This window comes from Glaciecola sp. HTCC2999 (assembly GCF_000155775.1).
GTDB lineage: Bacteria > Pseudomonadota > Gammaproteobacteria > Enterobacterales > Alteromonadaceae > Opacimonas.
The window spans coordinates 92,526-118,796 of sequence record NZ_DS989814.1 but is presented as its reverse complement, the minus strand read 5'-3'; the positions used below and the strand labels follow the sequence as shown (position 1 = coordinate 118,796).

Genomic DNA, 26,271 nt, shown 5'->3' with positions numbered 1-26,271 from the left:
TGGCACATGTTAATTAAAATTAACGTTTAATCTTAATTGGTAATACCATTTTACCATTGTAATTTGGCAAGTTTACTTGAAGATAAAACTAAGAACAAGTTTATCGAACAATTTTTAATCAAAATTATGTGTAAAAAACAACGCAACATGTCATCAACTTGATTACATGTTTCTCAAGGCCAATAAAAATCGACTCTAATCTATACCGTGAGTCATACAGAAGTGTTAATAAAAAGTTATGTGATAACGCCTGATAAGGTTAAAACAGCAACAATCGCGACAATAAATAATACATTGCGCTTTGCTAATTGAACTAAAGTCGTTGGTTCAGTGGTAATATCGCCATCTTGAGATGTAACGTCTTCTGCAGCGACTGCCACTTCCGCAAGTACAAGTTTCGCATGAGTAGAAGTATCAAATAAAAAGCCAACCCATTTTGGTAAAGCATTAGAAAAATGGCCAACTAATAAAAACCCAAATGCCGTAATTCGAATTGGCAACCAATCTAAGACATGCAACACCTTAGCTAATGATGATTGAGCATGAATGTTATTTGCTTGGCTATAACCATGCAACGTGCGTAAACACCCATAAGCAACCACTCCAAATAACCCAAAGACGACAAACATGATCATCGGTGCAGCGTAACGCTGGTAATTCAGCCAAATAAGATGCTGACCAAATGTTCTTGGCTCTAACTGCCCCAAACCGAGTTGCTGAGTATAGATATTACAGGTATCGATATCGCCTTGGTTAGCGGCTTGCAGATAACATTTATATGTATTTCTTAGCTCTGGACAACCAATTGCCATATACAGTACAAATAATGTTACCGCAAAATCAATAATACTCACATTAACAAGCGTTAATGCTGCGACTAATAGTAAGCCGGGTAATAACCACATTAAGGATAGCACTGATGAAGAGACAGATTGTGTTAAGTAAGATTTTTTGTTAAGCCAATCAATATATTTATCAATATAAAAATTACTATGACAATGATCGGGTTTACTGAGCATACGCTCTGCAAATAAGGCTAATAACAAGTAAATTAGTGTCATGTTTTGCTCAACTTTATAATTAAAAAATCATCTTAGTACAAATAGATATATTCTATTAAGCCAACGCAGATAAGTATCGAGGCCAATCAAATGCATCACCTGGATCGGTTTTTCGTCCAGGAGCGATAGTATTATGCCCGACAATTCGATCGCTTGTCATCATCGGAAATTGTGAAAATAAATAACATGTCACGTCTTGAAGCGATGCATATTGAGCGTCGGTATAAGCATGATTGTCAGTCCCTTCTAGTTCGATCCCAACAGAGTAATCATTACACCCTGCCACGCCCTCAAACACAGAAACCCCTGCATGCCAAGCACGTTGTGCAAAATCGACATATTGTAAAATCTTTCCATCTCGTCTTATACAAACGTGAGCGGACACTTTTAATCCATTTAACTCATCAAAACTTTCATGCGCTTCACAATCTAATGTCCCTGCGAACAGCTCACTAATATAGTTACCACCAAAAAAACCCGCAGGCAGGGAAATATTATGGATCACCAACAATGAAACGACCCCTTTAGGTCCATTTGGGCGTGCATTATAATGCGGACAAGGCATCTTTATGGCGTTTGGATAGTAGAGTTTCAAGTAGTTATCCTATGGTATAGTACATTACATCACATTAAATCAAGGATTTAAAAATGGCAACAGAAGATAATCATCAACCGCATCGCTATGCCAAGTGGATGGTATTTGCAGCATGGTTATGTGTTCTATGGTTATTAGTAACTGTTTTTAATCATTTGTTGGACGATCAATATAACCCAAACCAACATATTAATTATGATGTTACTCGCGCTGGCACCGTCATTACTTTGGAACAGAATCAACAAGGTCATTACTTACTGAACGGTCAAATTAACCAACAGTCTGTACTGTTTTTACTAGATACCGGTGCAACAACCGTGTCAATACCTGAACATATCGCCGAGCGTTTACATTTACCTAAAGGCCAACGTTATCCTGTTCAAACCGCTAATGGTTCGGTATTTGTCACTGATACACAACTCAACTCATTATCTATAGGTCCTATTGAATTACAAAACATACGCGCTAACATCAATCCGGGTATGCAATCAGACAAAATTTTATTAGGCATGAATGTCTTAAAAGATTTAGAATTAACCCAATTGAATAACCAACTCACTATAAAAGTGCCTACATTATGAGTAATATTGATCCAAGTAGCCCATTAGCGATGTCTATTTATCCTCAACACCTCACTTCTGATCGGCTTATTTCACGTTCTATCATCCAACAAGATGTCGATACCGCGTTAGCCGAAGACCTTGGCATCATGAGCTTAAATAACGACAGTATTGGCTCACAAGATCTCACTGCTCAGTTAATTGCCCATGATACCTTGGTCACCGCACAGATCATCTGCCGAGATGATGCTGTGATTGCCGGTATTGCTTGGGCCTCCTATGCCTTTGAACGCTGTCATAACGAGTTGACCGTTCAATGGCATGTTAAAGATGGCCAAACTGTGCCACCTGATACGCGTCTTGCCACAATAACGGGAAACGGGCGTGCAATATTAACCGCAGAACGTGTAGCACTTAATTTTTTACAAACTCTCAGCGCTACAGCGACCGTGACTAAGTCCTATGTCCGTAAGCTAGAAGGCTCGGGAATCACGCTATTGGATACACGCAAAACTCTACCTAAAATGAGGTTCGCTCAAAAATACGCAGTGCAATGTGGACAGGGCCAGAACCACCGTATTGGGTTATTCGACGCTTTTTTAATTAAAGAAAATCATATTTTTGCTTGTGGTGGGATAGATAAAGCGATTACACAAGCCAAAATCATTTCACCTAATACACTGATAGAAGTTGAGGTAGAAAATATAGACGAATTGCAACAAGCCATTCAAGGTGGTGCTGATGTGATTATGTTGGATAACTTTTCTACTAAACAGATCCATGAGGCAGTAGCTATCAATGCTGGAAAAAGTAAACTAGAAGTATCTGGAAACATTACTGATGCAAGAATTGCAGAGTTGAAAGATACCGGAGTTGATTTTATTTCTAGTGGCGCACTAACTAAAAATATACACGCGGTCGATTTATCGTTAAGAATAATTGATTAAACGTTATCACCTATGTCTAAACAATATTTCACTAGTCATAGGTGATTATCCAGTATCTCTGATAACATCGCTTTTCTCCAAGCACTGATTCGCATGTAATGACGACCATAGCCAGTCAACCGATTTAACATAGCTTATGTTATTTCAACAATGCATTCACTACGGAGAAATAATTTGGAACACTCTAAACCGAATAACCACCAAGGCTTTACTTTAATTGAACTGATGATCGTTGTTGCAATTATCGGCATCTTAGCCGCAACATCATTACCGGCATATCAAAACTATACCCAGAAAGCGAAATTTACCGAAATAACAAATGCATCCGCGGCTGCTAAATCAGCCGTCGAAGTATGTGCTCAAGTCACCGGTGGATTAGAAACCTGTGATGGGGGATCAGCAGGGATCCCCATGAACATCGAAGCTGCAGATGGGATTGTAGGATTAAACACTACTAATGGCATCATTACTACGTCAAAGGCGAGTGACAGCTCAATCACAGGTTCTGGCACATTTACGTTAACCCCAGACCCTGCGTTAACTGGCGGTAAGATATCTTGGACCGCCACATGTGTACCTGCAACATTGTGTTAATACACTTCTTATGTTGAGCCAACATAGATTAATACACCAGCCCAATGCTCTGGGCTGATTATTGTTCTAAATATCCATAATCGTTTGTAATCTTAAAGGTGTTTTATGACTCACTCCATGAGTAAATTCTCTTGGCAGGGAACCAATCGCCAAGGACAAACCGTTAAAGGTGAAATGACAGCAAAGAACATCAGTGAAATAAAATATCGATTACGACGTCAAGGGTGCTCGATCCACAAGATTAAAAAAGCCCCCACCTCTTTGTTTAATTTTAAACAAGACAAAATATCACCAACAGATATAGCCATCATTACTCGGCAAATTGCGACTATGCTTTGTGCTGGTGTGAATATTCTAAAAACTTTCGAAATGATCGCAGCTGGGCAAACTAAACCTTCAGTCAAAAAAATGCTCAGCGAGATTGCAGATGATGTTAGGGCTGGTAACCCTATTGCTCAGTCGCTCAGAAAATATCCCTCTCAATTTGATACCCTATACTGTGATTTAGTGGATACCGGGGAACAATCAGGAAGACTAGACACTATCTTTGAGCAACTATCAATATACAAAGAAAAAGCAGAAGCGTTGAAATCTAAAATTAAAAAAGCGATGTTTTATCCATTGGCAGTCGTTATCGTTGCACTGATGGTGACCGTCACCTTATTGGTATTTGTAGTCCCTCAATTTCAAATGATTTTCAACAGTTTTGGTGCTGAATTACCCGTCTTGACACAAATGATTTTAAATCTATCTGAAGTGATACAAGATTATGCTATGTTGATAAGCGTCGGGACGGCTACTGCAATGGGTTTATATATTCATGCATATAAACGCTCTATAGCAATTCGTCACCATTTGGATAGACAATTATTAAAAGTGCCTATTCTCGGTCTGATTTTACACAAAGCAGCTATCGCTCGATTTACTCGTACACTGGCAACGACAATGACGGCGGGCGTTCCCTTAATTACCGCGCTTGACTCAGCAGCAAATGCCTCTGGAAACGCCGTTTATCGAGATGCTATTGGTTCCATGCGAAAAGAGGTTAGCTCAGGCATACCTATGTTTGTCGCTATGGGTGCAACCAACGTATTCCCTGATATGGTGGTACAGATGATCGCAATTGGAGAAGAGTCTGGTGCAATCGATGACATGTTATTGAAAGTAACAACAATTTATGAAGCCCAAGTTGATGACATGATCGATGGCCTCACCAGTTTACTTGAACCGCTTATTATGACGGTGTTAGGGCTAGTGATTGGTGGGCTTATCACAGCAATGTATCTACCTATTTTTCAAATGGGGAATGTAGTGTGATAAGATTCTCATGTTATTTTTTATAGGGCGTTTTTAGTGTCGAATATATTTAGTGGGTTACAGCAAATAATTGATTTATTTACCCAATTCCCAATAGCCTTTTATATCAGTGTGTTTATATTTTGTGTACTGGTAGGGAGTTTTTTAAATGTCGTGATTTATCGTTTACCCATCATGATGCAACGTGATTGGCAGCAGCAAACCATTGATTTTTTTAAACAAGAATTACCGCCATCTTTTATCAAAAAATACACACCTCGCGGTACATTTAATCTCGTTAAACCAGATTCTACTTGTCCACAGTGTCAGCACCACATCAGAGCGTGGGAAAATATACCAGTATTAAGTTATCTCTTTCTAAAGGGTAAATGTAGTCAATGTCGGACTGCCATTAGCATACGTTACCCATTAATTGAGCTTGCGACTGGATTTGTTGGCCTATGGACTGCTTCGCACTTTGGTGTGAGTATCCAAACGTTGGTACTTATCGTTGTCAGTTTTTTTCTCATTAGTATGATAATGATTGATTGTAAACATCTGCTACTTCCTGATGATTTGACTTTAGGCTTATTATGGCTTGGATTATTAGTGGCTATTTGGGATGTCTTTATTCCACTGCCTGATGCCATCATAGGCGCTATGCTAGGATATTTAATATTATGGTCAATTTACTGGGGCTTTAAGTTAGTGACCGGCAAAGACGGAATGGGCTATGGTGATTTTAAACTGCTGGCGGCCCTAGGTGCTTTTGTCGGTTGGTACCATTTAATTATTGTTATTTTGTTGGCTTCCATCGTTGGCTTAGTGTTGGGATTGCTAATTCCTCAAATCACCCGAAAACTGCCCTCAAATAATGGCTCAATTAACCAAGCTGTACCTTTTGGTCCATTTTTAGGGATAGCTGGATGGTTAACTATATTTTATGGTGACACTATTCAACGAATTTATTTGCAATGGCTATTAGGATCATGAGTACACCATTTGTGGTTGGCTTAACCGGTGGAATTGGTTGTGGCAAGACAACCATTAGTAATGAATTTAAACGACTTGGGATCACCATTGTTGATGCCGATGAAATAGCCCGAGAGATTGTAGCTCCTGGCAGTGAATGCTTAGGTGCTATTGAAAATAAATTTGGTAACGATATCCTTCAATCTGATGGTCATTTGAATAGAGCAAAGTTACGTCGTATCGTCTTTGCAGATCCTAAATATACAGAATGGCTTAATGCTCTGTTACATCCTAAAATAAGGGCCAAAATGTTAGCTGATATCGCGGACTCACCATCCTCATACACTATCTTATCAATACCACTGCTCTTTGAAAATAAGCTACAACATTTATGCAACCGTGTCATTGTCGTTGACATTCTACCTGAACAACAAATTCAACGTGTCCAAGCACGAGATCAGAGTGACAGACAAACCATTGAAAGCATTATCGCGGCACAAATTGACAGACATGAGCGACTCGCTTTAGCCGACGATATTATTGATAATTCAGGGCCTCAAAAAAATAGCGTTAACAAAGTACTTAAATTACATGAAATTTACACAAAATTGACAAAATGTGTCTGAAAATTAAAAATTACCTTGAAAATCATGCTGTTTTATAGTTTATTGCATATAGCAAATAGGAGTGTGACATGACGCAAGTAATATATGAATTTCCACTTAATGAAAAAGTGCGAAATTACCTGCGCGTTGAACACCTCTTAACCTTGCTGAGCCATCCAGATAAAACATGTGACCAACACAATGAAATCCAGTTTTTTCGTGATTTTTTTACGTTACTTGATTTGATTGAGCGCATCGATTTACGCACTGAACTTTTACGCGATTTAAGTAGTTACTCAACCACCCTTAACTCTTGGTTATCCTACCCTAACATAGATGTTAAGCGCATTGAGTTGATAATCGCGATGGTCTTATCCGTATCAGAAAAATTAAAAGCATCAAAACGTATTGGACATGAATTTAAATCTGATCGCTTTCTGACTGCTATTAGGCAACGTTTTTCTATCCCAGGAGCAACATGTAGTTTTGACCTGCCTAAATTACATTATTGGTTATCCTTGGATAAAAACACCAAACAACAACACCTGAATCAATGGCTCGCACCCATGATGGTGTTAAAAGACGCTGTTGGTACTGCCTTACAGTTTATTAGAAATCGTGATGAACTAACTGAGGTATCAGCAAAAAACGGATTTTATCAAGGTATAGCTGATAGTAAGGTTGAACTTATCCGAGTACAGTCAACTAATTCAACCCCGTATTATCCAACGTTAAGTGGTAATAAATATCGTTATGCTGTGCGTTTTATGGCGTTTTCTGAAAAAAACAATGAAAGTGTTGCTGTTGATGATACCATTTCTTTCTTGATGGCGAGTTGTTAATGAACGTTAATTGTCCTACATGTAAAAAACCAGTAAATTGGGTGAGCACTAATATATTTCGTCCTTTTTGTTGTAAAAAATGTCAACTCATTGATCTTGGTGAATGGGCTGATGAAGAAAAAGCGATCCCATGTGGCAGTAGTCATAATACACAACCAGCTGAATTACCCGATATTGAAGATATCGAAGCATTACTTTCCCAACAATCTGATTCATTCTTTAAATAATACAGGCCCACTATGTCTACAATTAAATCTATCGCAATCGTCGGTGGAACACATGGCAATGAACTCACCGGAATAAATATAGTTAAAGCGTTAGATAAGGGTCTCACCAATCAATTTGATGATGTATTTAAATTTGAATACATCATTGCAAACCCCTCAGCAGTTGCTGCTAATGTACGTTTTATTGATGTTGATTTAAATCGCCAGTTTGGCATCCACAATTTATCGTGTAGTAATAGCCGATTATACGAATTGAATATCGCGAAAGTACTAGACCAAAAACTGGGTCCTAAACATTCACCTAGAACCGATCTTGTCATTGATATACACAACACCACTTCTGCTATGGGTGCTACCCTTATTCTTTTAGAGGATTCGCCCTTTTACCGGAACATGGCTGGTTATCTCAAAGCTCGTATGCCTGATGTGAATATTCTTTTGGAAGACGAAATATCATATCTTGAACATCCATATTTATGTACGACAGGCAAACGCGGAATTATGCTTGAACTAGGTTGTCAGCCTCATGGCGTATCCAGAATGGATATATTCTTGCAATGTGAGACTATGTTACAAAGCGTCTTTGAGTATTGTGATTTATATAATCGTGACGCGATGCCTGAGCAGCCAACATTTGATGCTTATCGTTTAATTGAAAATGTTCAGTTTCCGTTAAATGAGGAAGAGGAGGTAACAGGGCTTGTGCATGAAACATTACTTGATAGAGATTTTTGTGCAGTAGAGGTTGGAGATCCTATTTTTCGGTTATTTGATGGTACCGAGATTTTCTTGACGGGAACACACACTGTATATCCACATTTTATTAACGAAGCCGCATATCGTAATAGCAAAGTTGCGTTCGCAACTGCAACTAAGTTTAAGTGGTAACTGAACAAATACCTAGCCCAATATAGTTAGGCTAGGTAACGATGTTCAAGTGCAGAAATGATGGCGTTATTCGCGTCAGGAAAATCTAATGTACGAAGTGTGTTGATTGGATACCACTGTCCTATTTGCCCTTCTTGACCAAAGGGTTCATTCTCAAAACCTAACACTAAATGAATATCCAGCCAAACATGTTTATCAACATAGTCATGTTTCACGTCCATTAAATGTTCGCTGGCTGTGACAACAATACCGACTTCTTCAGACAGCTCTCTGATCAATGCCGACTCTGCTGATTCACTCTCCTCGACTTTACCACCAGGAAATTCCCATTTCCCTCCTTGGTGAACATTAGCAGCACGTCGTGTTAAATACACTTTTGGGATTACATCATCATCCACACAGCGGAGAATTACCCCCACCGCAACATGTACTATTTTATCGGACATCAGAGCTATAGCTTGCCATGACATTGCTTATATTTTTTACCTGAACCACAAGGACAAGGGTCATTTCGTCCCACCTTAGGTCCTTGGCGATGTCCAATTTGCACAGATGACTCTTGATCTTGTTGATTTGTTTGAGTAGGCTGAGCAGCCGTTTCTTGACGTTGACGCTCCACTTCTTCTACATCAGACTCTGCTTTAACTTGTACCTTACTTAATAAGCTAATGACTTCTATTTTTAAGTTTTCAAGCATTTCAGAAAATAGCTCAAAAGACTCTCGTTTATATTCTTGTTTTGGATTTTTCTGCGCATAGCCTCGTAAATGGATCCCTTGACGTAGATAATCCATTGCCGCTAGGTGCTCTTTCCAATGTGAATCAAGAGACTGTAACATCACTGCTTTTTCAAATTGACGAATAACACTCTCGCCAACTACATCTATTTTTGCTTGATAAGCGGCATTTATCGCATCATGAATTTTATCACGTAGCTTTTCTTCAAATAATTTATCGTCTTCATCTAACCATTGCTGGATAGGTAATTCCACATGGAAGTCGCCCTTCAAGCGCTCCTCTAGTCCAGGTACATCCCACATTTCTTCAAGTGATTGCGGGGGTATATATTGACTAATAACTTCATCTATTACATCGGAGCGAATAGCCGTTATTGTTTCACCAATATCACCTTCATCCAGTAACTCATTTCTTTGTTCATAAATAACTTTACGTTGATCATTTGCCACATCATCATATTCTAGTAATTGTTTACGAATATCAAAGTTGCGCCCTTCTACTTTACGCTGAGCATTCTCTATAGCTCGCGATACCCAAGGATGCTCAATGGCTTCGCCTTTTTCCATACCCAGGCGTTTCATCATATTACCCATTTTTTCTGAGGCAAAAATGCGCATTAACGCATCATCTAGTGACAGATAAAAACGTGAAGAACCGGCATCTCCTTGACGACCTGCTCGCCCGCGCAATTGATTATCGATACGTCGAGATTCGTGACGTTCGGTACCAATGATGTGTAAACCACCAGAAGCAATCACTGCATCGTGACGGGTTTGCCATGCAGCAGTAATAGTTTGAATTTTAGCTTCATCTTCAACACCAGCGAGTTCAACTTGAAGGTTCCCCCCTAAGACGATGTCAGTCCCACGTCCAGCCATATTTGTTGCAATCGTAACTGCACTAGGAAGGCCTGCTTGAGCAATGATTTCCGCTTCTTGTTCATGGAATTTCGCATTAAGTACTTTATGCTTAATCTTTTGTTTCTTTAAAACATTAGATAATAGTTCAGAGTTTTCAATCGAAACTGTCCCTACCAATACTGGCTGACCGCGTTCTACGCAGCCGAGTATATCTTGAATGATCGCGTCGTATTTTTCTTCGACAGTCATATAAATCAAATCAGGCATATCTTTTCTAACCATACCTCGGTTAGTAGGTATTACTACCGTTTCCAGACCATATATATGCTGAAATTCAAATGCTTCGGTATCTGCAGTACCAGTCATTCCGCCTAATTTTTCATATAATCGAAAGTAGTTTTGGAAAGTAATCGATGCCAGCGTCTGATTTTCATTCTGAATTTTAACACCTTCTTTGGCTTCCACTGCTTGATGCAGCCCTTCTGACCAACGACGTCCTTCCATTGTTCGTCCAGTATGCTCATCAACGATAACTATTTCACCGTCTTTAACAATATAATCGACATCTTTGGTAAATAATTTATGGGCTTTTAATGCTGAATTGACATGTTGTAATAGCGCAATGTTGGCAGATGAAAATAACGATTGCTCAGGTGCTAATATCCCTGCTTGGATCAGTAATTCTTCAACAAATATTTGGCCTTTTTCAGTTAAGTAAACCTGCTTGCCTTTTTCATCAATAGTAAAGTGCCCATCGCCTTCAACACCTTCTTCATCTTCTTTATCTTGTTGTGCTAATTTCGGCACCAGAGCATTAATCTGTTTATAAAGTGCCGAGCTGTCATCAGCAGCACCAGAGATGATTAATGGTGTACGAGCTTCGTCAATTAAGATGGAATCAACTTCATCAATAACAGCATAATGTAATTCGCGCTGCACTCGGTCTTCAGGGCTAAACGCCATATTGTCGCGCAAATAATCGAAGCCAAATTCATTATTAGTACCATAAGTAATATCACAAGCATATGCCGCACGTTTTTCCTCATGACTTAAACCTGGAATGTTGCAGCCTACCGTTAATCCTAAGAATGAAAATAGTTCTCGGCTCCAATCAGCATCTCGTTTTGCTAGGTAATCATTCACTGTAATGACATGTACTCCACGCCCGGTTATTGCGTTGAGATAGGTAGCGAGTGTCGATGTTAATGTTTTACCCTCACCCGTCCTCATCTCTGCAATTTTACCTTGGTGAAGTACCGTGGCACCTGTTAATTGCACGTCAAAAGGTCGCATACCATAAACACGCACACTCGCTTCTCTTACTACAGCAAATGCTTCTGACAGCAATGAATCAAGGGTACTGCCAGTCGCTAATTTATTCTTAAGCTCTGCAGTTTTAGCCTGTATCTCGGCATCTGATAATGCCTGTAATTCAGTTTCAAGCGCATTGATATGTTTATTGGCTTTATTAATTTTTTTTAGGATACGATCGTTGCGACTTCCGAAAACTTTACGAGCTAAAGATGTGAACATGGGTGTGTTGATTCCGTTAATTATTGACGATAGACAAATGGCAACGGGTCTATCTGAGTACCGTTCTTAATGATTTCATAATGTACGTGCGGTCCGGTTGAACGACCAGTATTCCCAACTTGGGCAATTTGCTGACCTTTTGTAACGACTTCACCTACATTGACTAATAATAATTGATTATGACCATAGCGAGTAACTAACCCATTTCCATGATCGATTTCTACAAGATTCCCATAACCAAAACGCTCACCTGACCAGGTGATTACTCCCGCGGCCGTTGCGATAACTTTATCGCCTTCAGCAGCAGCAAAGTCAATACCTTTATGCATGGCAACTTTGTCGGTGAAGGGATCATCTCGCATACCATAATAAGATGATAGCCAGCCTGACGTAATGGGACGGCCAGAAATATGCTGCTCATTATCTATATGGGTGTTCTGATATATTTTTTCAAGCGCTTCAAGTTGTTTTACTTGATGAGCAATTTTGTGTTCTATTTCACCCAGCTTATCTTCAATGGAAATAGCGATATTAATATTTTGCTTTTGTTTAACTGTTGCGTATGACGAATTATCCGTAAACACAAGTTTATCACTGTTATTTAGGGCTAATTGCTGTTGTTGTGACGCTAGCTGAGAGAGCTTATATTCTAATTGCGCAACTTGATCTATGATGGCAGACGCGTCTATTTTACTTTTCTCTTGCAATGCAAAGATGATTTCTTGTTGTGCCAGCAGACCTTGTTTGACAAGCTGTACGCGTTGAATATTATCATCAACGGAATGGGTAGAACGGCTGGAGATCAAAAACAATAATGAAGTAAGTACTAACAAACTTAATAGCTTTCTCACACTCACTGAACGTTCAATCAAACGTGTATTATGTGAAAAAGTGATTGTTAACTTCATTATCTTAATTTACTTATGGTTATGGCGTTAGATAATAAACTATTTCTACCTATTAAAAAACGAAAAAGCCCTTTTCGATAATTATCGTAAAGGGCCATATACTTATATGTGCTTCTAACTCATTGCCATCACGGGGCTAATATATTGAATGGGCGCCGTTTTATCATCATCAAAGGTGACATATTCCCACGCATCAGTATTTTCTAAAACAGCATTGAGTAATTTATTATTCAAGCCATGCCCTGTCTTATAAGCTTTTAATAAACCAATAATACTATGGCCACCGAGATATAAATCACCGACAGCATCAAGCACTTTATGTTTTAAAAATTCGTCTTCATAACGTAAGCCTTCAGGGTTCAAGACACGATATTCATCTAATGCAACAGCATTATTCATACTACCGCCAAGGGCTAAATCCATGGAATTCATCATCTCTAAATCACGCATAAAACCAAACGTACGCGCTCTAGAAACATGATCAATATATGAATCAGAGCTAAAATCTAATTGCATACTTTGACGTGTCTGACTGATAACAGGGTGATCAAAATCAATTTCAAAATCAACCTTAAAACCATTAAATGGGCTAAGTTCTGCCCATTTATCACCCTCTTCGACCCGGACTGTCTGGATGAGTTTTAAGAATTGTTTTGGCGCATTGAGTTCTTCAATACCTGCAGACTGTAGTAAGAATATAAACGGACTAGCACTACCATCCATAATAGGCAGCTCATGGCTGTTGACTTCAACAATAATGTTATCAATACCGAGACCTGCTAGCGCAGATGCTAAATGCTCAACAGTATGAACACTTACTCCATCATCGTTACTGACACATGTACACAAAACAGTATCCTTCACCGCATTCGCACGCGATGGGATGTCAACATGTGGATTTAAATCGACACGTCTAAATACGATACCTGTATTCGCTGGAGCTGGACGAAGTGTCATCGTCACTTTCTCGCCTTTATGCAAGCCAATACCGGTTTCTTGTACTGAATGTTTAATTGTACGCTGTCTAATCATGGTAACACCTTGAAAACTGGGCGCACATTATATGGTCGTACCAGTTAAAAGTCAATTCCTGTCTTCTTAATCAGCTTGTTTGCGTAAAAATGTTGGTATATCGATATACTCCAACCCACTTTCTTCTTCATCTACTTTGGTTGCGGCCATCGCAGCACCAGAACTCATTCCGCCACTAGCGCCAACCGAAGCACGATTCGACTGAGTTTGACTTACAGCAGATGTAGTATGAGCGGTATCGCCTTTGACTAAAGAAATATCTGGCTTATCAGTGCCAATACCAGTTGCTACAACAGTCACTCGCAACTCATCTTGCATTTCCATGTCAATAACAGTACCGACAACCACGGTTGCGTTCTCAGAAGAGAAAGCACGTACAGCGTTACCAACTGTTTCATACTCATCAATTGCAAAATCAGGGCCTGCTGTAATATTCACTAGAATACCTCGAGCACCAGATAAATCGATGTCTTCTAATAATGGGCAAGCAATGGCTTGTTCTGCTGCTTCTTCAGCACGATCTTCACCAGAGGCTACGCCGGTTCCCATCATCGCTGTTCCCATTTCTGACATAACGGTTTTCACATCGGCGAAATCTACGTTGATCAGACCAGGGTTAGTAATTAGCTCAGCAATGCCTCTAACGGAACCAAGTAATACATCGTTAGCCGATTCAAATGCTTTTAGTAACGGCGTACCTTTACCAAGCACTTTTAATAATTTGTCATTGGGGATCGTGATTAATGAATCAACATGTTTCGCTAACTCATCGATACCTTGACTTGCATATGAGAGTCGTTTTTTACCTTCAAAACCAAAGGGTCTGGTCACAACAGCAACACTTAAAATTCCCATTTCACGCGCAATTTTTGCGACTTCAGGTGCTGCCCCAGTGCCTGTGCCACCACCCATTCCGGCAGTGATAAAGATCATATCAGCACCATCAATACTCTGACGGATCGTTTCACGGTCCTCATGAGCAGCTTCACGACCAACATTAGGATCTGCACCTGCACCTAAACCTTTAGTCACATTATTGCCGATCTGTAAAATAGTATCGGCTTGTGACTTCTTTAAGACCTGCGCGTCCGTGTTGATAGTAATAAACTCAACACCTTCAATTTTGTTAACGACCATGTGCTCAATCGCGTTACCACCACCACCGCCAACGCCGACGACTTTGATGACTGCTTCTGCACTGTTATCATCCATTAATTCAAACATATTTGTTCTCCGGTTATGTTTGTTATTATACAGGTTAATATATTAAAATTCGCCTTTAAACCACGATTTTATGCGATTAAATATACTTTCTGTCGGTAATTTTTGTGACACTTGTTCTTCTATTGATTGTCGTCCATATTGTAATAACCCAATCGCTACCGCGAAACTTGGGTCATTGACATAATCCGTTAGTCCTTTGATATTATTTGGTGTACCTATTCGTACAGGCATTTGAAAAATTTCCTCGGCAAACTCTACCGCGCCTTCCATTTTAACCGTCCCGCCAGTGAGGACTATCCCTGCGGCAATCTGCTCTTCTAAACCGCTTGCTTTAATTTCTTCATGAATTAACTCAAAGAGTTCTTGATATCTTGGTTCTATCACTTCAGCTAACGTGTGTCGTGACATCGTTCGCGCTGGACGCCCACCTACACTAGGAACGTTAATTGTATCTTCAATACTGACCATATCTTTTAAAGCACAAGCATGACGGACCTTCAATGCTTCAGCATTATTCACAGGTGTTCTAAATATTTTAGCTATATCACCAGTAATTTGATTGCCTGCTACCGGTATGACCGCTGAGTGACGAATGGCACCATTAGAATATATCACTAGGTCCATCGTGCCTGCACCAATATCAACGACACACACGCCTAATTCACGTTCATCATCTGTCAATACGGAATAACTCGCCGCCAATGCGGAAAACACCATAGTATCCACGACTAATTCAGCACGATCAGTACATTTAATATAATTTTTTGCCATATCTTCAGCACAAGTAATGATATGGATATTCGCATTCATTCGGACACCTGACATGCCGATCGGGTTTTTAACCCCTTCTTGCACATCAACTGTGTATTCTTGAGGAAGTACATGTAGCATTCTACGTTCAGCTGGAATCGGAACAGAACGGGCGGTATGGATTACATTATCAATATCTTCTTGATCCACTTCGGCATTATTTATCGCTACCATACCAGTCTCATTTTGACACTGTACGTGTCTGCCTGTTATCGCCATAAGGACCGAAGATGCTTTACAATCTGCCATCAATTCCATTTCATTAACAGCACGTTGAATTGACTGGGTAACGAGATTCAAATCATTAACACCGCCTTTATCCATCCCTTTTGCAGGATAGGTACCAACACCTACTATACTGACAAAATGATTATCCAACATCTCACCGATGACGGCTTTAATATTACTTGTCCCTATATCTAATCCAACTACCAAATTAGACTCGTCTATTTTAGACATGGTTTGTTCCTATAAATTGGGTATTATTCATCATTATTTATGCCTGCCAACCTACTGCCATACCTGTATCATAGCGTAGATCCACGTAATTAATATCGCGCTCATCCTGTTGCAGTAATGGGTATAAATTAATAAAACGTTGTAATCGATTAATAAACTCTTGTCGTCCTAAATTTAATTTAATCCCATTATTTAATTGTACCTGCCAAGCAAAACGTTCACTCAACACTAAATTCTTTACCGTCAGTGTTCCTGTAGATAAGATCATTTGCATAGCTTGATAGCCTGATAATGCTGTTTTTTCAGCGCCATTAGGACCGAAAAGCAATGGGAGCTGAGCTCCAGCAACACTTCCAACAAATGGAATACCTTCTGCATTCAACAACAAATCGCCATTCCAAATTGCCACAGGCGTTTGTTCAACTAAATAGACTTGTATGGTATTTGGCCATTTCTTTCGAACCGATGCTTGATAGACCCAAGGGTGTTTAAGTACCGCACTATGGATATCATTAATATCTGCTGAAAAAAAGCTACCCTCTATGTCATTAGCAATCAGTCTTGAAATATCACGGTCTTTTATATACGTATAATGACCAGATATTTGAACACTTGAGATAGGTACTTGTTGTTCATCTACCATCCAATTTGTTAATACCGTTCCGCCGATAATTAAACTAGTAAACACCACAATAAGAAAGCCCATCCCCCAGGCTTTTTCTTTGCGCATCTTTAATTGATGGTGTTCTAATTCATTCATTGCAAAGGCACCTGTGTATCTGCCTGTATCGCTGGTAAAATAACAGTCCCAAAAGCAGAAACTAAAATTTGTTTAACTAATTCATTGAAATCATAACCAGCCTGTTTTGCTGCTTTAGGTACTAAGCTTTTTGCTGTCATCCCTGGTACCGTATTAACTTCTAATAATATGAACTCGTCAGTTTTCTGATCTCGCATTAAATCTACACGACCCCAGCCATTGCATGATACCGCTTTAAAAGCATCTAAACTCAATTGACCTATGACACGTTCATCTATGTCATTTAAATCGCTCGGACAGTGATATTGTGTCGTGTTCGTCTGATATTTTGCTTCATAATCATAAAATATATTTGGTGTGACCATTGATATACTTGGTAAAGCGTTTTCACCAAGTATACTGACAGTATATTCTGTACCGACAATATACTGCTCTATTAACACTCGCTCATCATATGTTAATGCGGTATTGACTGCGGAGATAAGTTCTTCTGCAGTGCCTGTTTTTGACATACCTATACTAGATCCTTCGTGGCTGGGTTTAACCATCAAATCAGGACCTATATTCAGCATAATAGTTTGCGCCTCATCTACCGATATCGGAGCTTTAATCTCAGTATATTTAGCCGTTGGTAATCCGCATGCTTGCCAAACATGCTTAGTATGGAGTTTGTCCATTGCAATGGCAGAACCTAGCACACCTGATCCTGTGTAAGGAATATTTAACCATTCTAAAGCACCTTGGATCGTACCATCTTCACCACCACGACCATGTAACATGATCATCGCGTGAGTGACTTGTTCATCTATCAGTTTTGTTAAAGGGTGTTGTTTTGGATCAAAAGCAATGCACTCTATTCCCAATGCTTGAACAGCTTTAAATACCGCCTCCCCTGATGCAAGAGATACTTCCCGTTCAGCTGAATGACCGCCAAGTAAAATAGCCAATTTGATTTTATTCATCTAATAGACCTTTTATTATGAAGCACACTTGCTCGGTCGCGTCTGATTTACTCAGTTGCCTAGCAAGCTTTGCTGCCTGAAACCGGGCTTTTGAATTGGTTAAGTAAGGCATAATATACTGTGCTAGTTCGGCTAAGTTAGCTTGCGGACACAAGCGTCCTGCATCCGCTTTCGTTAAATATTCAGCGTTAGCGGTTTGGTGATCATCTACCGCACTAGGCAGGGGGACAAAACAAGCGACTCTTCCCGCAGCAGCAATTTCAGCAACACTCGATGCGCCAGCTCGACAAATAATCATATCAGCTTGGGCATATTCAGCTGCAATATCATCAATAAACTCGGTTACCTGTAATGTCACATCCGCTTTGAAATTATATTGTGAATACGCATTTTGTACTGATGCTAGATTCCCTTTACCCACTTGATGGGTAATATTGAGACCCGGTATGCTCTGACTTAAACCATGTAATATTTTGGGAAGTGTTTGGTTAAATATACGTGCCCCTAGACTACCGCCAAAGACTAATAACTTAAGCGATGCTGTTTGTGGCTTTTCTTGCATATCAGGAATTGCTGCAATAGCGGCTCTTACGGGATTACCCACATAGGTTACTTTATCTTGATGTACCCCAAAGTCAGTGTGAGGAAATCCACTACATACATGACTCGCGATTTTTGCCAAATAACGATTTGTCATCCCGGCAATCGCATTTTGTTCGTGTACAATTAATGGTACTGATGAGAATTTAGCTGCGATGCCTCCAGGCCCACTGGCATATCCTCCCATACCTAAGACGATATCAGGTTTTATACGTTTAATTAATCGATAGGCATCAAATACCGCGCGGCATAACATCACTGGCATGACTATTTTTCTGAGTAGCCCGTTGCCTCTTATCCCCTTGACTTTAATCGTATGAAAAGGGATATCTTGTTCAGGGACAATGCGCGCTTCCATTTTGTCTGCTGTTCCTAACCAATTAATATCCCAATTATCTTGTTTTAGTCGATGAGCCACCGCTAATCCAGGATAAATGTGACCACCTGTGCCACCAGCCATAATAAGTATGTTAGGCATCGACTCCTCCTGGATTTGAAGAGTCAAATACAGCATCAGATTCTGCTAATGCATTGGTCTTTTTTGATTGCTTAGTTTTTTTCGCTTTCGTTGTATTGTTATGGAGGTGAATTTCTGCACATCGTAATTCAAAATCTATACGAATCAACAATGCAACTGCGACTGCCATGATGATCATACTAGAACCACCATAACTTACGAGAGGAAGAGTCAGCCCTTTGGTAGGTAACATACCTGCGCTACCACCTATATTCACAAATGTTTGAAATGCAAACCAAATGCCAATGCCATAAGCAATGTAACCTGCAAATGGCATTTGCTGATCTAAGGCTTTTTTACCAAGTAATAAGGCTTTTATGACTAATGTTAGGAGTAATGCCAACAATACGATAATACCAATATGACCTAGTTCTTCAGCAATAATAGCAACGATAAAATCGGTATGAGCTTCAGGTAAAAATTGTAATTTTTGAATACTATTACCCAGACCTTGTCCAAACCAGTCCCCACGCCCATAAGCCATGAGTGATTGAGTCAGTTGATAACCGGTACCAAAAGGATCTGCCCACGGATCAAGAAATGCAGTTATCCGCCGCATACGATATTCTTCTAGAAAGATCATAGTAATAAATAACACGACACCTGTTAACAATAGACCAATAAATTGCCATAGTTTAGCCCCCGCTAAAAATAGCAATCCAATCGTCGTGATAAACATCACTATAGTGGTACCTAAATCAGGTTGTGACCACAAACATAATCCTAGAACGAAAAACACAAGCAAAGGCTTGATGAAGCCTTTGATATTTTCGGTTACTTCGGTATGTCGACGCTCCAAGTATCCGGCTAAGAAACAAAAGAAAAATAGTTTTGTCGGTTCTGCAGCTTGAATATTAATCGGTCCAAGGGTTAACCAGCGCTGAGCGCCATTAACAGAACGCCCTACCAGTAATACTGCAACTAATAATCCAAAAGCCAAAAATAATAAATATGGATTATATTTTTGCCACATACTAATTGGGATCATGAGTACAAATAAAGCCACGATGAAAGAAAGGCAACTAAAAATAACATGTCGAATAATGAAAAAATATTGATTGTTATATTTCGCAATACCTTCTGGCATGGAGGCTGATGCCACCATAATAATACCAATTGATACTAACGCTAATGCCACCATCACTAAACCTAAATCATACATAGCAATAGGTGCTTTTGCATCACCATGACGTGCAGCAAACATCGCTTGTAGATTTGAAGAGGTGGCTGAGAAGTTCATTATGCTACCTTAACTTTAGGGTGGCTAAGCCGACCAAAACTAAGATTAATGATATGATCCAAAAGCGAACGATAACCTTTGGTTCAGGCCAACCTTTTAATTCAAAATGATGGTGAATAGGGGCCATTCTAAACACGCGCTTACCACGTAGTTTAAATGAGCCAACTTGTATGATGACGGATAATGTTTCAATAACAAATATACCGCCCATAATAACTAGAACTATTTCTTGACGTACCAGAACGGCGATAATCCCCAAAACACCACCTAACGCTAGAGAGCCAACATCGCCCATAAAAACTTCAGCAGGATAAGCGTTAAACCATAAGAATCCTAATCCAGCACCAATAATAGCTCCGCATATTATGACTAACTCACTCGTTTGCGGGATAAATGGAATGTGCAGATATATTGCAAAGTTTATATTACCCGTTACATATGCAAATATAGCCAACGCACCAGCCACTAAAATAGTGGGTACAATTGCTAAGCCATCCAAGCCATCCGTAAGGTTGACCGCGTTACTGCTGCCTACCACGGTAAAATACACAAATGCGATATACATTAATCCGAGCTGCGGTACTACATCTTTAAAAAATGGCACGACTAATTGGGTTTCTTCAGCTTGAGTTGTGGTTGAATATAAGAAGATAGCGACAGCTAATGCAATGACAGTTTGCCAAAAGTATTTCCAACGAGCGATCAGACCCTTTGAATCTTTTCTCACGACTTTACGGTAATCGTCTACGAATCCGACAACCCCATAACCGATTAAAATCGTCAGTGTCACCCAGACATATTTATTAGATAGATCCGCCCATAAAATCACACTCGTGATAATTGCTGCTAAAATCAGTACTCCACCCATCGTTGGTGTACCCATTTTTTGTAAATGCGTTTGCGGTCCATCATCTCTAACCGTTTGTCCAATTTGTAATTGCTGCAACCATTTGATCATGGTAGGTCCAATCACAATCGCCATTAACAACGAAGTTAACGTCGCCAAAATGGCCCGCAATGTTAAATAGTTCAGCACACTAAACCCGATATCTAGTTGCATTAACCAGTTGGTTAATAAAATTAGCATTCAGTGAATCCCCCATAATGTTGAACATTGCTTAGTGGGGCTCCCTCTATTGCTGTGACAACACGATCCATTCTAGATGAGCGCGATCCTTTAACTAAAATCGTGAACTCGTTATCGTTTGCATATAATTCTTTGTATAGTGCATCTAGTAAGGGTTCAATATGAGAAAAGTGCTGCCCACCCTCGCCAAACATGTCACTAGCACTTTTACTCAGCTCACCCAATGTATAGAACATCTCAATGCTTTCGCTTTTCGCTAATTCACCGACTTGTTCATGATAATGGCGAGCTTGATCGCCCAGTTCAGCCATATCTCCAAGGACCAATACACGACGCCCTTCATAGCTACTGAGTAATTTAATTGCCGCGGTCACCGAAGCGACATTGGCATTATAAGAATCATCAAGTAAACGCACTTTTTCAGATAACTGTTTGACCTCTAAACGACCTTTGACGTGTTGTATTTTTGCTAATCCATCTCGGACATTTTCAAGGCTAGCACCGACATTAATGGATAAGGCAGCAGCTAATAACGCGTTACCTACGTTATGAATGCCTGGAAGAGTCAATTCAATATTCATCTCACCTATTGGTGTATGCATTATAAAATGCGCACAACCATTGAATGCTAAACCAACTTGAGAAGCACTATAATCAGCGCCTTTACCAGGCGCACTATTTAATGAGAACGAATAAATCAATTCATTATCTAATTTACCTAGCCAAAAATCATAGAACTGAGAATCATAATTCAGAATAGCAGTACCACTTTTACTCAATCCTTTAAAAATTTCACTTTTCGCCCTGGCTACACCAAATAAACTACCAAACCCTTCTAAATGAGATGCAGCAGCGTTAACAATCGTGGCGACATCCGGTTTTACCAGCCCTGTGGTATAAGCGATTTCACCTATGTGATTTGCGCCCATCTCAATGACCGCATATTCATGTTCAGCTTCTAATCTGAGTAACGTCAGTGGTACACCAATATCATTATTGAAGTTACCTTGAGTCGATAACACACTTCCACATTCTTTGAGGATAGCTGTCGTCATCTCTTTTACTGTCGTCTTTCCTGAGCTACCAGTGATCCCAACCGTCTTAGGAGCAACTTTTTGCTTAACATATGCGCCTAATGCACCTAAGGCAGCTTTAGTATCTTCGACCATGATGACGGGCATATGTGCTTCAACCGGTTCAGATGCAATCATCGCAACCGCCCCATTTTGACGGGCTTCATTAGCAAATACGTGACCATTAAAATTAGGACCAACTAATGCAATAAATAAACTATCAGCACTAATCTCACGCGTATCCGTCGACACGTTAGTAATGATGAGATCATTACCTTGGAGTGTCCCGTTGACTTGTTGGGCAATGTCGATAAGTGATAAGTTAATCATTTCAATATAGCCTCATTCATTCAAACTTAGATTCGCAATATGAGTTGCTTCTTGCGCATCCGGTGCAATGTTTAGCATTTGTAACGCACCACCCATAATTTTTGAGAACACGGGTGCTGCAGTATCACCGGCATGATACAGATCTCCGCCGGGTTCATTTATGAGTACCACCACTACAATTTGTGGGTCGGATACCGGAGCTATACCAGCAAAGATATTGACATAGTTATCACCGTAACCACCGGCAATAGCTTTCCTACTGGTTCCTGTCTTACCTGCAATACGATACCCTTTAACGGCAGCTTTTCTGCCAGATCCATCTTTTTGCGTGACGGTTTCCATCATTTCCAACACAGCTTGCGTGTTTTCTGGCGAAAATACTTGTTCTGCTTCTTTGACTTGTTGATTTTTGATAATGGATAATTCACGGTGAAGCCCGCCATTACCAAGTGTGGTATACATTCTGGCTAATTGAGCAGTTGTCACCGAAATGCCATATCCAAAAGATAACGTAGCTAATTCAAAATCCGACCAGCGACTACGTTCATGAAATAAACCGGAGCTTTCTCCAAGTAAATTCATCCCAGTATCACTCATTAATCCCATGTTATAGTAAGTGTCGAGTAAAAATTCTTTTGGCACTGACAGCGCTAATTTAGAGGTGCCCATATTACTCGATTTTTGAATAATGGTACGTAAGTCAAGTTCACCAAGATTGCGTGGATCAGACACTCGGCTTCCGCCTAAACGCATCCAGCCTGGATGCGTATCAATAATGCTATCTTTATTGACCGAACCGAACTCTAACGCACTTAACACCGCGAGTGGTTTGACTGAAGAGCCAGGCTCAAAGGCATCAGTGACAACACGATTACGAATGCGATGAGCGCCAGTATTTTTACGATTATTTGGGTTGTATGATGGTCCATTTACCATCGCTAATACTTCAGCAGTTTCGATATCAACCACTAAGGCTGACGCAGAGCGTGCCTGATATACGGTTAAGGCTTTTTTAATTTCTTTATAAGCAAGAGACTGAATACGCTGGTCGATAGTTAACACTAGATCACTGGCTTTTTCACCTTCCTTTTCATCAATCACTTCCACTTGTCTGCCACGGCCATCACGGCGAATAAGTCTTTTATCTGGCGTACCTGTTAAATAGTCATTGAACAAATATTCAATCCCTTCGATACCTTTATCATCTACATTAGTAAAGCCAATAACATGCGCAGAGACCTCTCCTGAGGGGTAATAACGACGTGATTCATCTTTTAAATTTACGCCTGGAATATCTAAGTCATCCACATATTGAGCCATCGCAGGCGTTACTTGACGTTGCAAATATACAAATCGACGCTTTGGATTACTAACACGGGCCATTAATGCTTCAGTATCACGATCCAATACTTTTGCTAGTGCTTCCCAGCGACGTTTGTCTTGTAGAGAATTCTTTTGAGCGATAACTTTTGGATCAGCCCAAATTGCCTGCACTGGAATACTCACAGCTAATTCTTGTCCATTTCGATCAACAATTAGACCACGGTGGACCGCAGCCTGACGCACACGTTTAGAACGATTATCACCTTGTTTAATCAGTTGATCTGGTTCAATTACCTGAATATACGCTGCGCGTGCACCAATACCTGCAAATACAAATACAATCGCAACTATCACTAGCGTAAAACGCCACGTAATCGTAGTAGGTAGCACATTAGATGTTGCGCCTTTAAGTGATGTTTGTTTTTTTGTCATTCTATTTTCACCACAATTTCACTATCAACATCTGGACGCTTCATATTTAATTTTTTATTGACTAACGTCTCGATGCGATTATGTTCGGTAAGTGCGCTTTGTTCTAATACCAGATGACGCCATTCAACATCAAGGCGATCCTGTTCCTGCATTAAAGCTTCTACTTGAATCGATAATTGACGATTATACTGTGCGCTAAGCACGACACCGAAGGCAGAGGCCATAACGGCTAAAAACAACAAAACCCGCACAAAATTGCGGGTTAAATCTGTTAACAAAATATCTACTAAATTATGGCGTTGAGAAGTCATAGTTTCTCCGCAACCCGTAACACAGAACTACGGGATCGTGGATTATTAGACACCTCTTCATCACTAGGTTTGATTGCCTTGCCGATTAACTTGAGCACTTTATCAGCATCAATCTCAGCTTGAAGAATAGGCATATTATGGGGGACATTTTTCCCTTTACTTTGTTCACGCATAAACCGCTTAACCATACGATCCTCCAAAGAATGGAAGCTTATCGCCGCCAATCTTCCGGTCGGTTTAAGTAATTTAACCGCGGCTTTTAACCCATCGCGCAATTGATCGAGTTCACTATTAATATAAATTCGGATCCCCTGAAAGGCTCGGGTTGCAGGATGTTTGTGTTTATCTTTGACCGGCATTGCTTCAGCAATGATGGCGGCTAGTTGTAAAGTCGAATTAATCGGGGTGTGAACACGCGTATTGACAATGGCATGTGCGATACGCTTACCAAACTTTTCTTCACCAAACTCTTTGATGACCTGTGCAATATCTTGTTCGTCAGCATGCGCAAGCCATTGTTCAGCGCTGACACCAGTACTTGTGTCCATACGCATATCTAAGGGGCCATCGCGTAAAAAACTGAACCCTCGGCTAGAATCATCTAATTGTGGCGATGAAACACCTAAATCCATTAGTACACCATCTACTTGATCTATTAAACCAGCTGTTAATGGCACTTCATCCATCTGTGCAAAGGCGCTATGTACTATCGTAAAACGTGGGTCATTAACAAATTTTTGGGCGGCTTCAATCGCGGCAGGATCGCGATCAAATGCAATTAAACGACCATGCTCACCCAGCGCATTAAGGATATAGCTAGAATGCCCTCCTCGACCAAATGTCGCATCAATGTATATACCATCAGGTTTAATGGCTAAACCCTCAATACATTCGTGTAGTAAAACAGAGGTGTGTGCAGGATCCATCATAAGGAGAAGTCCTGTAGACGTTCAGTGAGCTCAAAATCACCCAACTGTTCTGTTTGTACATCTAATTCAATTTGTTGTTGCCATAAATCGGCGTCCCAAATTTCAAATTTGTTTAATTGTCCAACTAGCATAATTTGCTTATCTAGTTTGGCATGCTGGCGCAAGGGAGTGGATAAATGAAAACGTCCGTTTTTGTCCATATCACCTTCCATTGCATAACCTAGCAATAGACGGCGTAAACGTCGTTCATGGGGATTGGTAGTGGATAATTTTTGTAACTTGAGCTCAATTTCTTCCCATTCGTGGAGTGGGTAAAGCAATAAGCACTTTTGCATTGTATCTATAGTACAAACCATTCGTCCCGCACAATCATCCAGGAGCGATTGACGATACCTTGTTGGTATAGCCACTCGACCTTTCACATCAAGATTGATTGCATTAGCACCGCGGAACATTTGCAGACCCTATAATAATAATAAATTGAGACTTTTTCTTATAATTACAGTGGCATAAAATGCTAATCAAGTTGTCACAGACGACAAATCATTCGTATATCC

26 protein-coding genes and 2 pseudogenes are annotated in these 26,271 nt (G+C 40.0%); 9 read left to right on the top strand and 19 right to left on the bottom strand.

Annotated elements, in window-relative coordinates; all coding sequences use genetic code 11:
• Positions 1-236: 236 nt before the first annotated feature.
• Together ampE and ampD are read right to left on the bottom strand one after the other, a co-directional pair.
• Positions 237-1,061 carry a beta-lactamase regulator AmpE gene (ampE, locus tag G2999_RS10010; protein WP_010181211.1) on the bottom strand — a complete coding sequence of 275 codons (825 nt, stop codon included), beginning with the start codon at positions 1,059-1,061 and terminating at the stop codon, positions 237-239.
• A gap of 55 nt (positions 1,062-1,116) precedes the next feature.
• Positions 1,117-1,626, bottom strand: a complete 510-nt coding sequence (ampD, locus tag G2999_RS10005; protein ID WP_010181209.1) for a 1,6-anhydro-N-acetylmuramyl-L-alanine amidase AmpD — start codon at positions 1,624-1,626, stop codon at positions 1,117-1,119.
• Positions 1,627-1,709: 83 nt separating this feature from the next.
• Here ampD and G2999_RS10000 point away from each other — a divergent pair, with 83 nt between their 5' ends.
• From G2999_RS10000 to G2999_RS09960, 9 genes are all read left to right on the top strand, one after another.
• Positions 1,710-2,237 carry a TIGR02281 family clan AA aspartic protease gene (locus tag G2999_RS10000; protein WP_010181206.1) on the top strand — a complete coding sequence of 176 codons (528 nt, stop codon included), beginning with the start codon at positions 1,710-1,712 and terminating at the stop codon, positions 2,235-2,237.
• 29 nt (positions 2,238-2,266) lie between these two features.
• A complete protein-coding gene (gene nadC / locus G2999_RS09995; RefSeq protein ID WP_198006106.1) occupies positions 2,267-3,163 on the top strand; it encodes a carboxylating nicotinate-nucleotide diphosphorylase in 897 nt (298 codons plus the stop codon).
• Between the two features lie 174 nt (positions 3,164-3,337).
• Positions 3,338-3,757 (top strand): prepilin-type N-terminal cleavage/methylation domain-containing protein, encoded by a 420-nt coding sequence (locus tag G2999_RS09990; RefSeq protein WP_010181202.1) that lies wholly within the window; start codon positions 3,338-3,340, stop codon positions 3,755-3,757.
• A 105-nt stretch (positions 3,758-3,862) separates the two neighbouring features.
• Entirely contained in the window at positions 3,863-5,074 is a 1,212-nt protein-coding gene (locus G2999_RS09985) for a type II secretion system F family protein (protein ID WP_029257512.1), read from the top strand.
• Between the two features lie 36 nt (positions 5,075-5,110).
• Positions 5,111-6,046 carry an A24 family peptidase gene (locus G2999_RS09980; RefSeq protein ID WP_010181198.1) on the top strand — a complete coding sequence of 312 codons (936 nt, stop codon included), beginning with the start codon at positions 5,111-5,113 and terminating at the stop codon, positions 6,044-6,046.
• Positions 6,043-6,651, top strand: a complete 609-nt coding sequence (coaE, locus tag G2999_RS09975; protein WP_010181196.1) for a dephospho-CoA kinase — start codon at positions 6,043-6,045, stop codon at positions 6,649-6,651. Before G2999_RS09980 ends, coaE begins: the two co-directional genes overlap by 4 nt.
• A 68-nt stretch (positions 6,652-6,719) precedes the next feature.
• Entirely contained in the window at positions 6,720-7,472 is a 753-nt protein-coding gene (gene zapD / locus G2999_RS09970) for a cell division protein ZapD (RefSeq protein ID WP_010181194.1), read from the top strand.
• Positions 7,472-7,699 carry a DNA gyrase inhibitor YacG gene (gene yacG / locus G2999_RS09965; RefSeq protein WP_010181192.1) on the top strand — a complete coding sequence of 76 codons (228 nt, stop codon included), beginning with the start codon at positions 7,472-7,474 and terminating at the stop codon, positions 7,697-7,699. Before zapD ends, yacG begins: the two co-directional genes overlap by 1 nt.
• A gap of 12 nt (positions 7,700-7,711) precedes the next feature.
• Positions 7,712-8,587 (top strand): aspartoacylase, encoded by an 876-nt coding sequence (locus tag G2999_RS09960; protein ID WP_010181190.1) that lies wholly within the window; start codon positions 7,712-7,714, stop codon positions 8,585-8,587.
• A gap of 26 nt (positions 8,588-8,613) precedes the next feature.
• Here the strand turns inward: G2999_RS09960 and mutT are convergent, their stop codons facing one another.
• The 17 genes and pseudogenes from mutT to mraZ all read right to left on the bottom strand — a co-directional run bounded on the left by mutT (position 8,614) and on the right by mraZ (position 26,169).
• Positions 8,614-9,033: an 8-oxo-dGTP diphosphatase MutT gene (mutT, locus tag G2999_RS09955; protein WP_034955894.1), complete on the bottom strand. Its 420-nt coding sequence runs from the start codon at positions 9,031-9,033 to the stop codon at positions 8,614-8,616.
• Positions 9,034-9,038: 5 nt separating this feature from the next.
• Positions 9,039-9,122: pseudogene (locus G2999_RS13830) on the bottom strand (SEC-C metal-binding domain-containing protein); the annotation flags it as partial.
• Positions 9,123-9,190: 68 nt separating this feature from the next.
• A pseudogene (gene secA, locus G2999_RS09950) lies at positions 9,191-11,717 on the bottom strand (preprotein translocase subunit SecA); the annotation flags it as partial.
• Between the two features lie 20 nt (positions 11,718-11,737).
• Positions 11,738-12,625 (bottom strand): M23 family metallopeptidase, encoded by an 888-nt coding sequence (locus tag G2999_RS09945; RefSeq protein ID WP_010181185.1) that lies wholly within the window; start codon positions 12,623-12,625, stop codon positions 11,738-11,740.
• Between the two features lie 114 nt (positions 12,626-12,739).
• A complete protein-coding gene (gene lpxC / locus G2999_RS09940) occupies positions 12,740-13,657 on the bottom strand; it encodes a UDP-3-O-acyl-N-acetylglucosamine deacetylase (RefSeq protein ID WP_010181183.1) in 918 nt (305 codons plus the stop codon).
• A 66-nt stretch (positions 13,658-13,723) separates the two neighbouring features.
• A complete protein-coding gene (gene ftsZ, locus G2999_RS09935; RefSeq protein ID WP_010181181.1) occupies positions 13,724-14,881 on the bottom strand; it encodes a cell division protein FtsZ in 1,158 nt (385 codons plus the stop codon).
• A 42-nt stretch (positions 14,882-14,923) separates the two neighbouring features.
• Positions 14,924-16,150: a cell division protein FtsA gene (ftsA, locus tag G2999_RS09930; RefSeq protein WP_010181179.1), complete on the bottom strand. Its 1,227-nt coding sequence runs from the start codon at positions 16,148-16,150 to the stop codon at positions 14,924-14,926.
• Positions 16,151-16,187: 37 nt separating this feature from the next.
• Positions 16,188-16,910: a cell division protein FtsQ/DivIB gene (locus G2999_RS09925; protein WP_010181177.1), complete on the bottom strand. Its 723-nt coding sequence runs from the start codon at positions 16,908-16,910 to the stop codon at positions 16,188-16,190.
• Positions 16,907-17,872, bottom strand: coding sequence for a D-alanine--D-alanine ligase (locus G2999_RS09920; RefSeq protein ID WP_010181174.1), 966 nt, complete (start codon positions 17,870-17,872; stop codon positions 16,907-16,909). The genes G2999_RS09925 and G2999_RS09920 overlap by 4 nt, the downstream gene beginning before the upstream one ends.
• Positions 17,865-18,950: an undecaprenyldiphospho-muramoylpentapeptide beta-N-acetylglucosaminyltransferase gene (gene murG / locus G2999_RS09915; protein ID WP_010181172.1), complete on the bottom strand. Its 1,086-nt coding sequence runs from the start codon at positions 18,948-18,950 to the stop codon at positions 17,865-17,867. The genes G2999_RS09920 and murG overlap by 8 nt, the downstream gene beginning before the upstream one ends.
• Complete coding sequence (ftsW, locus tag G2999_RS12350; protein WP_010181170.1) at positions 18,943-20,229, bottom strand: putative lipid II flippase FtsW; 1,287 nt, start codon at positions 20,227-20,229, stop codon at positions 18,943-18,945. The genes murG and ftsW overlap by 8 nt, the downstream gene beginning before the upstream one ends.
• A 4-nt stretch (positions 20,230-20,233) precedes the next feature.
• Positions 20,234-21,316 carry a phospho-N-acetylmuramoyl-pentapeptide-transferase gene (gene mraY, locus G2999_RS09905; RefSeq protein WP_010181169.1) on the bottom strand — a complete coding sequence of 361 codons (1,083 nt, stop codon included), beginning with the start codon at positions 21,314-21,316 and terminating at the stop codon, positions 20,234-20,236.
• Positions 21,310-22,719 (bottom strand): UDP-N-acetylmuramoyl-tripeptide--D-alanyl-D-alanine ligase, encoded by a 1,410-nt coding sequence (gene murF, locus G2999_RS09900; RefSeq protein ID WP_010181168.1) that lies wholly within the window; start codon positions 22,717-22,719, stop codon positions 21,310-21,312. The genes mraY and murF overlap by 7 nt, the downstream gene beginning before the upstream one ends.
• Before the next feature lie 12 nt (positions 22,720-22,731).
• Entirely contained in the window at positions 22,732-24,474 is a 1,743-nt protein-coding gene (locus G2999_RS09895) for a peptidoglycan glycosyltransferase FtsI (RefSeq protein ID WP_010181167.1), read from the bottom strand.
• On the bottom strand, positions 24,471-24,785 hold the full coding sequence (gene ftsL / locus G2999_RS09890) for a cell division protein FtsL (protein WP_010181166.1): 315 nt from the start codon (positions 24,783-24,785) through the stop codon (positions 24,471-24,473). Before ftsL ends, G2999_RS09895 begins: the two co-directional genes overlap by 4 nt.
• Positions 24,782-25,714 carry a 16S rRNA (cytosine(1402)-N(4))-methyltransferase RsmH gene (gene rsmH / locus G2999_RS09885; protein ID WP_010181165.1) on the bottom strand — a complete coding sequence of 311 codons (933 nt, stop codon included), beginning with the start codon at positions 25,712-25,714 and terminating at the stop codon, positions 24,782-24,784. Before rsmH ends, ftsL begins: the two co-directional genes overlap by 4 nt.
• Positions 25,711-26,169, bottom strand: coding sequence for a division/cell wall cluster transcriptional repressor MraZ (gene mraZ / locus G2999_RS09880; protein ID WP_010181164.1), 459 nt, complete (start codon positions 26,167-26,169; stop codon positions 25,711-25,713). The genes rsmH and mraZ overlap by 4 nt, the downstream gene beginning before the upstream one ends.
• Positions 26,170-26,271: the final 102 nt, after the last annotated feature.

Excerpts from the sequence above, each read along its gene's own strand:
- ampE (WP_010181211.1), bottom strand. The coding sequence starts at position 1,061 with ATGACACTAATTTACTTGTTATTAGCCTTATTTGCAGAGCGTATGCTC.
- ampD (WP_010181209.1), bottom strand. The coding sequence starts at position 1,626 with ATGCCTTGTCCGCATTATAATGCACGCCCAAATGGACCTAAAGGGGTC.
- G2999_RS10000 (WP_010181206.1), top strand. The coding sequence starts at position 1,710 with ATGGCAACAGAAGATAATCATCAACCGCATCGCTATGCCAAGTGGATG.
- nadC (WP_198006106.1), top strand. The coding sequence starts at position 2,267 with ATGTCTATTTATCCTCAACACCTCACTTCTGATCGGCTTATTTCACGT.
- G2999_RS09985 (WP_029257512.1), top strand. The coding sequence starts at position 3,863 with ATGACTCACTCCATGAGTAAATTCTCTTGGCAGGGAACCAATCGCCAA.
- coaE (WP_010181196.1), top strand. The coding sequence starts at position 6,043 with ATGAGTACACCATTTGTGGTTGGCTTAACCGGTGGAATTGGTTGTGGC.
- zapD (WP_010181194.1), top strand. The coding sequence starts at position 6,720 with ATGACGCAAGTAATATATGAATTTCCACTTAATGAAAAAGTGCGAAAT.
- yacG (WP_010181192.1), top strand. The coding sequence starts at position 7,472 with ATGAACGTTAATTGTCCTACATGTAAAAAACCAGTAAATTGGGTGAGC.
- G2999_RS09960 (WP_010181190.1), top strand. The coding sequence starts at position 7,712 with ATGTCTACAATTAAATCTATCGCAATCGTCGGTGGAACACATGGCAAT.
- mutT (WP_034955894.1), bottom strand. The coding sequence starts at position 9,033 with ATGTCCGATAAAATAGTACATGTTGCGGTGGGGGTAATTCTCCGCTGT.
- G2999_RS09945 (WP_010181185.1), bottom strand. The coding sequence starts at position 12,625 with ATGAAGTTAACAATCACTTTTTCACATAATACACGTTTGATTGAACGT.
- lpxC (WP_010181183.1), bottom strand. The coding sequence starts at position 13,657 with ATGATTAGACAGCGTACAATTAAACATTCAGTACAAGAAACCGGTATT.
- ftsZ (WP_010181181.1), bottom strand. The coding sequence starts at position 14,881 with ATGTTTGAATTAATGGATGATAACAGTGCAGAAGCAGTCATCAAAGTC.
- ftsA (WP_010181179.1), bottom strand. The coding sequence starts at position 16,150 with ATGTCTAAAATAGACGAGTCTAATTTGGTAGTTGGATTAGATATAGGG.
- G2999_RS09925 (WP_010181177.1), bottom strand. The coding sequence starts at position 16,910 with ATGAATGAATTAGAACACCATCAATTAAAGATGCGCAAAGAAAAAGCC.
- G2999_RS09920 (WP_010181174.1), bottom strand. The coding sequence starts at position 17,872 with ATGAATAAAATCAAATTGGCTATTTTACTTGGCGGTCATTCAGCTGAA.
- murG (WP_010181172.1), bottom strand. The coding sequence starts at position 18,950 with ATGCCTAACATACTTATTATGGCTGGTGGCACAGGTGGTCACATTTAT.
- ftsW (WP_010181170.1), bottom strand. The coding sequence starts at position 20,229 with ATGAACTTCTCAGCCACCTCTTCAAATCTACAAGCGATGTTTGCTGCA.
- mraY (WP_010181169.1), bottom strand. The coding sequence starts at position 21,316 with ATGCTAATTTTATTAACCAACTGGTTAATGCAACTAGATATCGGGTTT.
- murF (WP_010181168.1), bottom strand. The coding sequence starts at position 22,719 with ATGATTAACTTATCACTTATCGACATTGCCCAACAAGTCAACGGGACA.
- G2999_RS09895 (WP_010181167.1), bottom strand. The coding sequence starts at position 24,474 with ATGACAAAAAAACAAACATCACTTAAAGGCGCAACATCTAATGTGCTA.
- ftsL (WP_010181166.1), bottom strand. The coding sequence starts at position 24,785 with ATGACTTCTCAACGCCATAATTTAGTAGATATTTTGTTAACAGATTTA.
- rsmH (WP_010181165.1), bottom strand. The coding sequence starts at position 25,714 with ATGATGGATCCTGCACACACCTCTGTTTTACTACACGAATGTATTGAG.
- mraZ (WP_010181164.1), bottom strand. The coding sequence starts at position 26,169 with ATGTTCCGCGGTGCTAATGCAATCAATCTTGATGTGAAAGGTCGAGTG.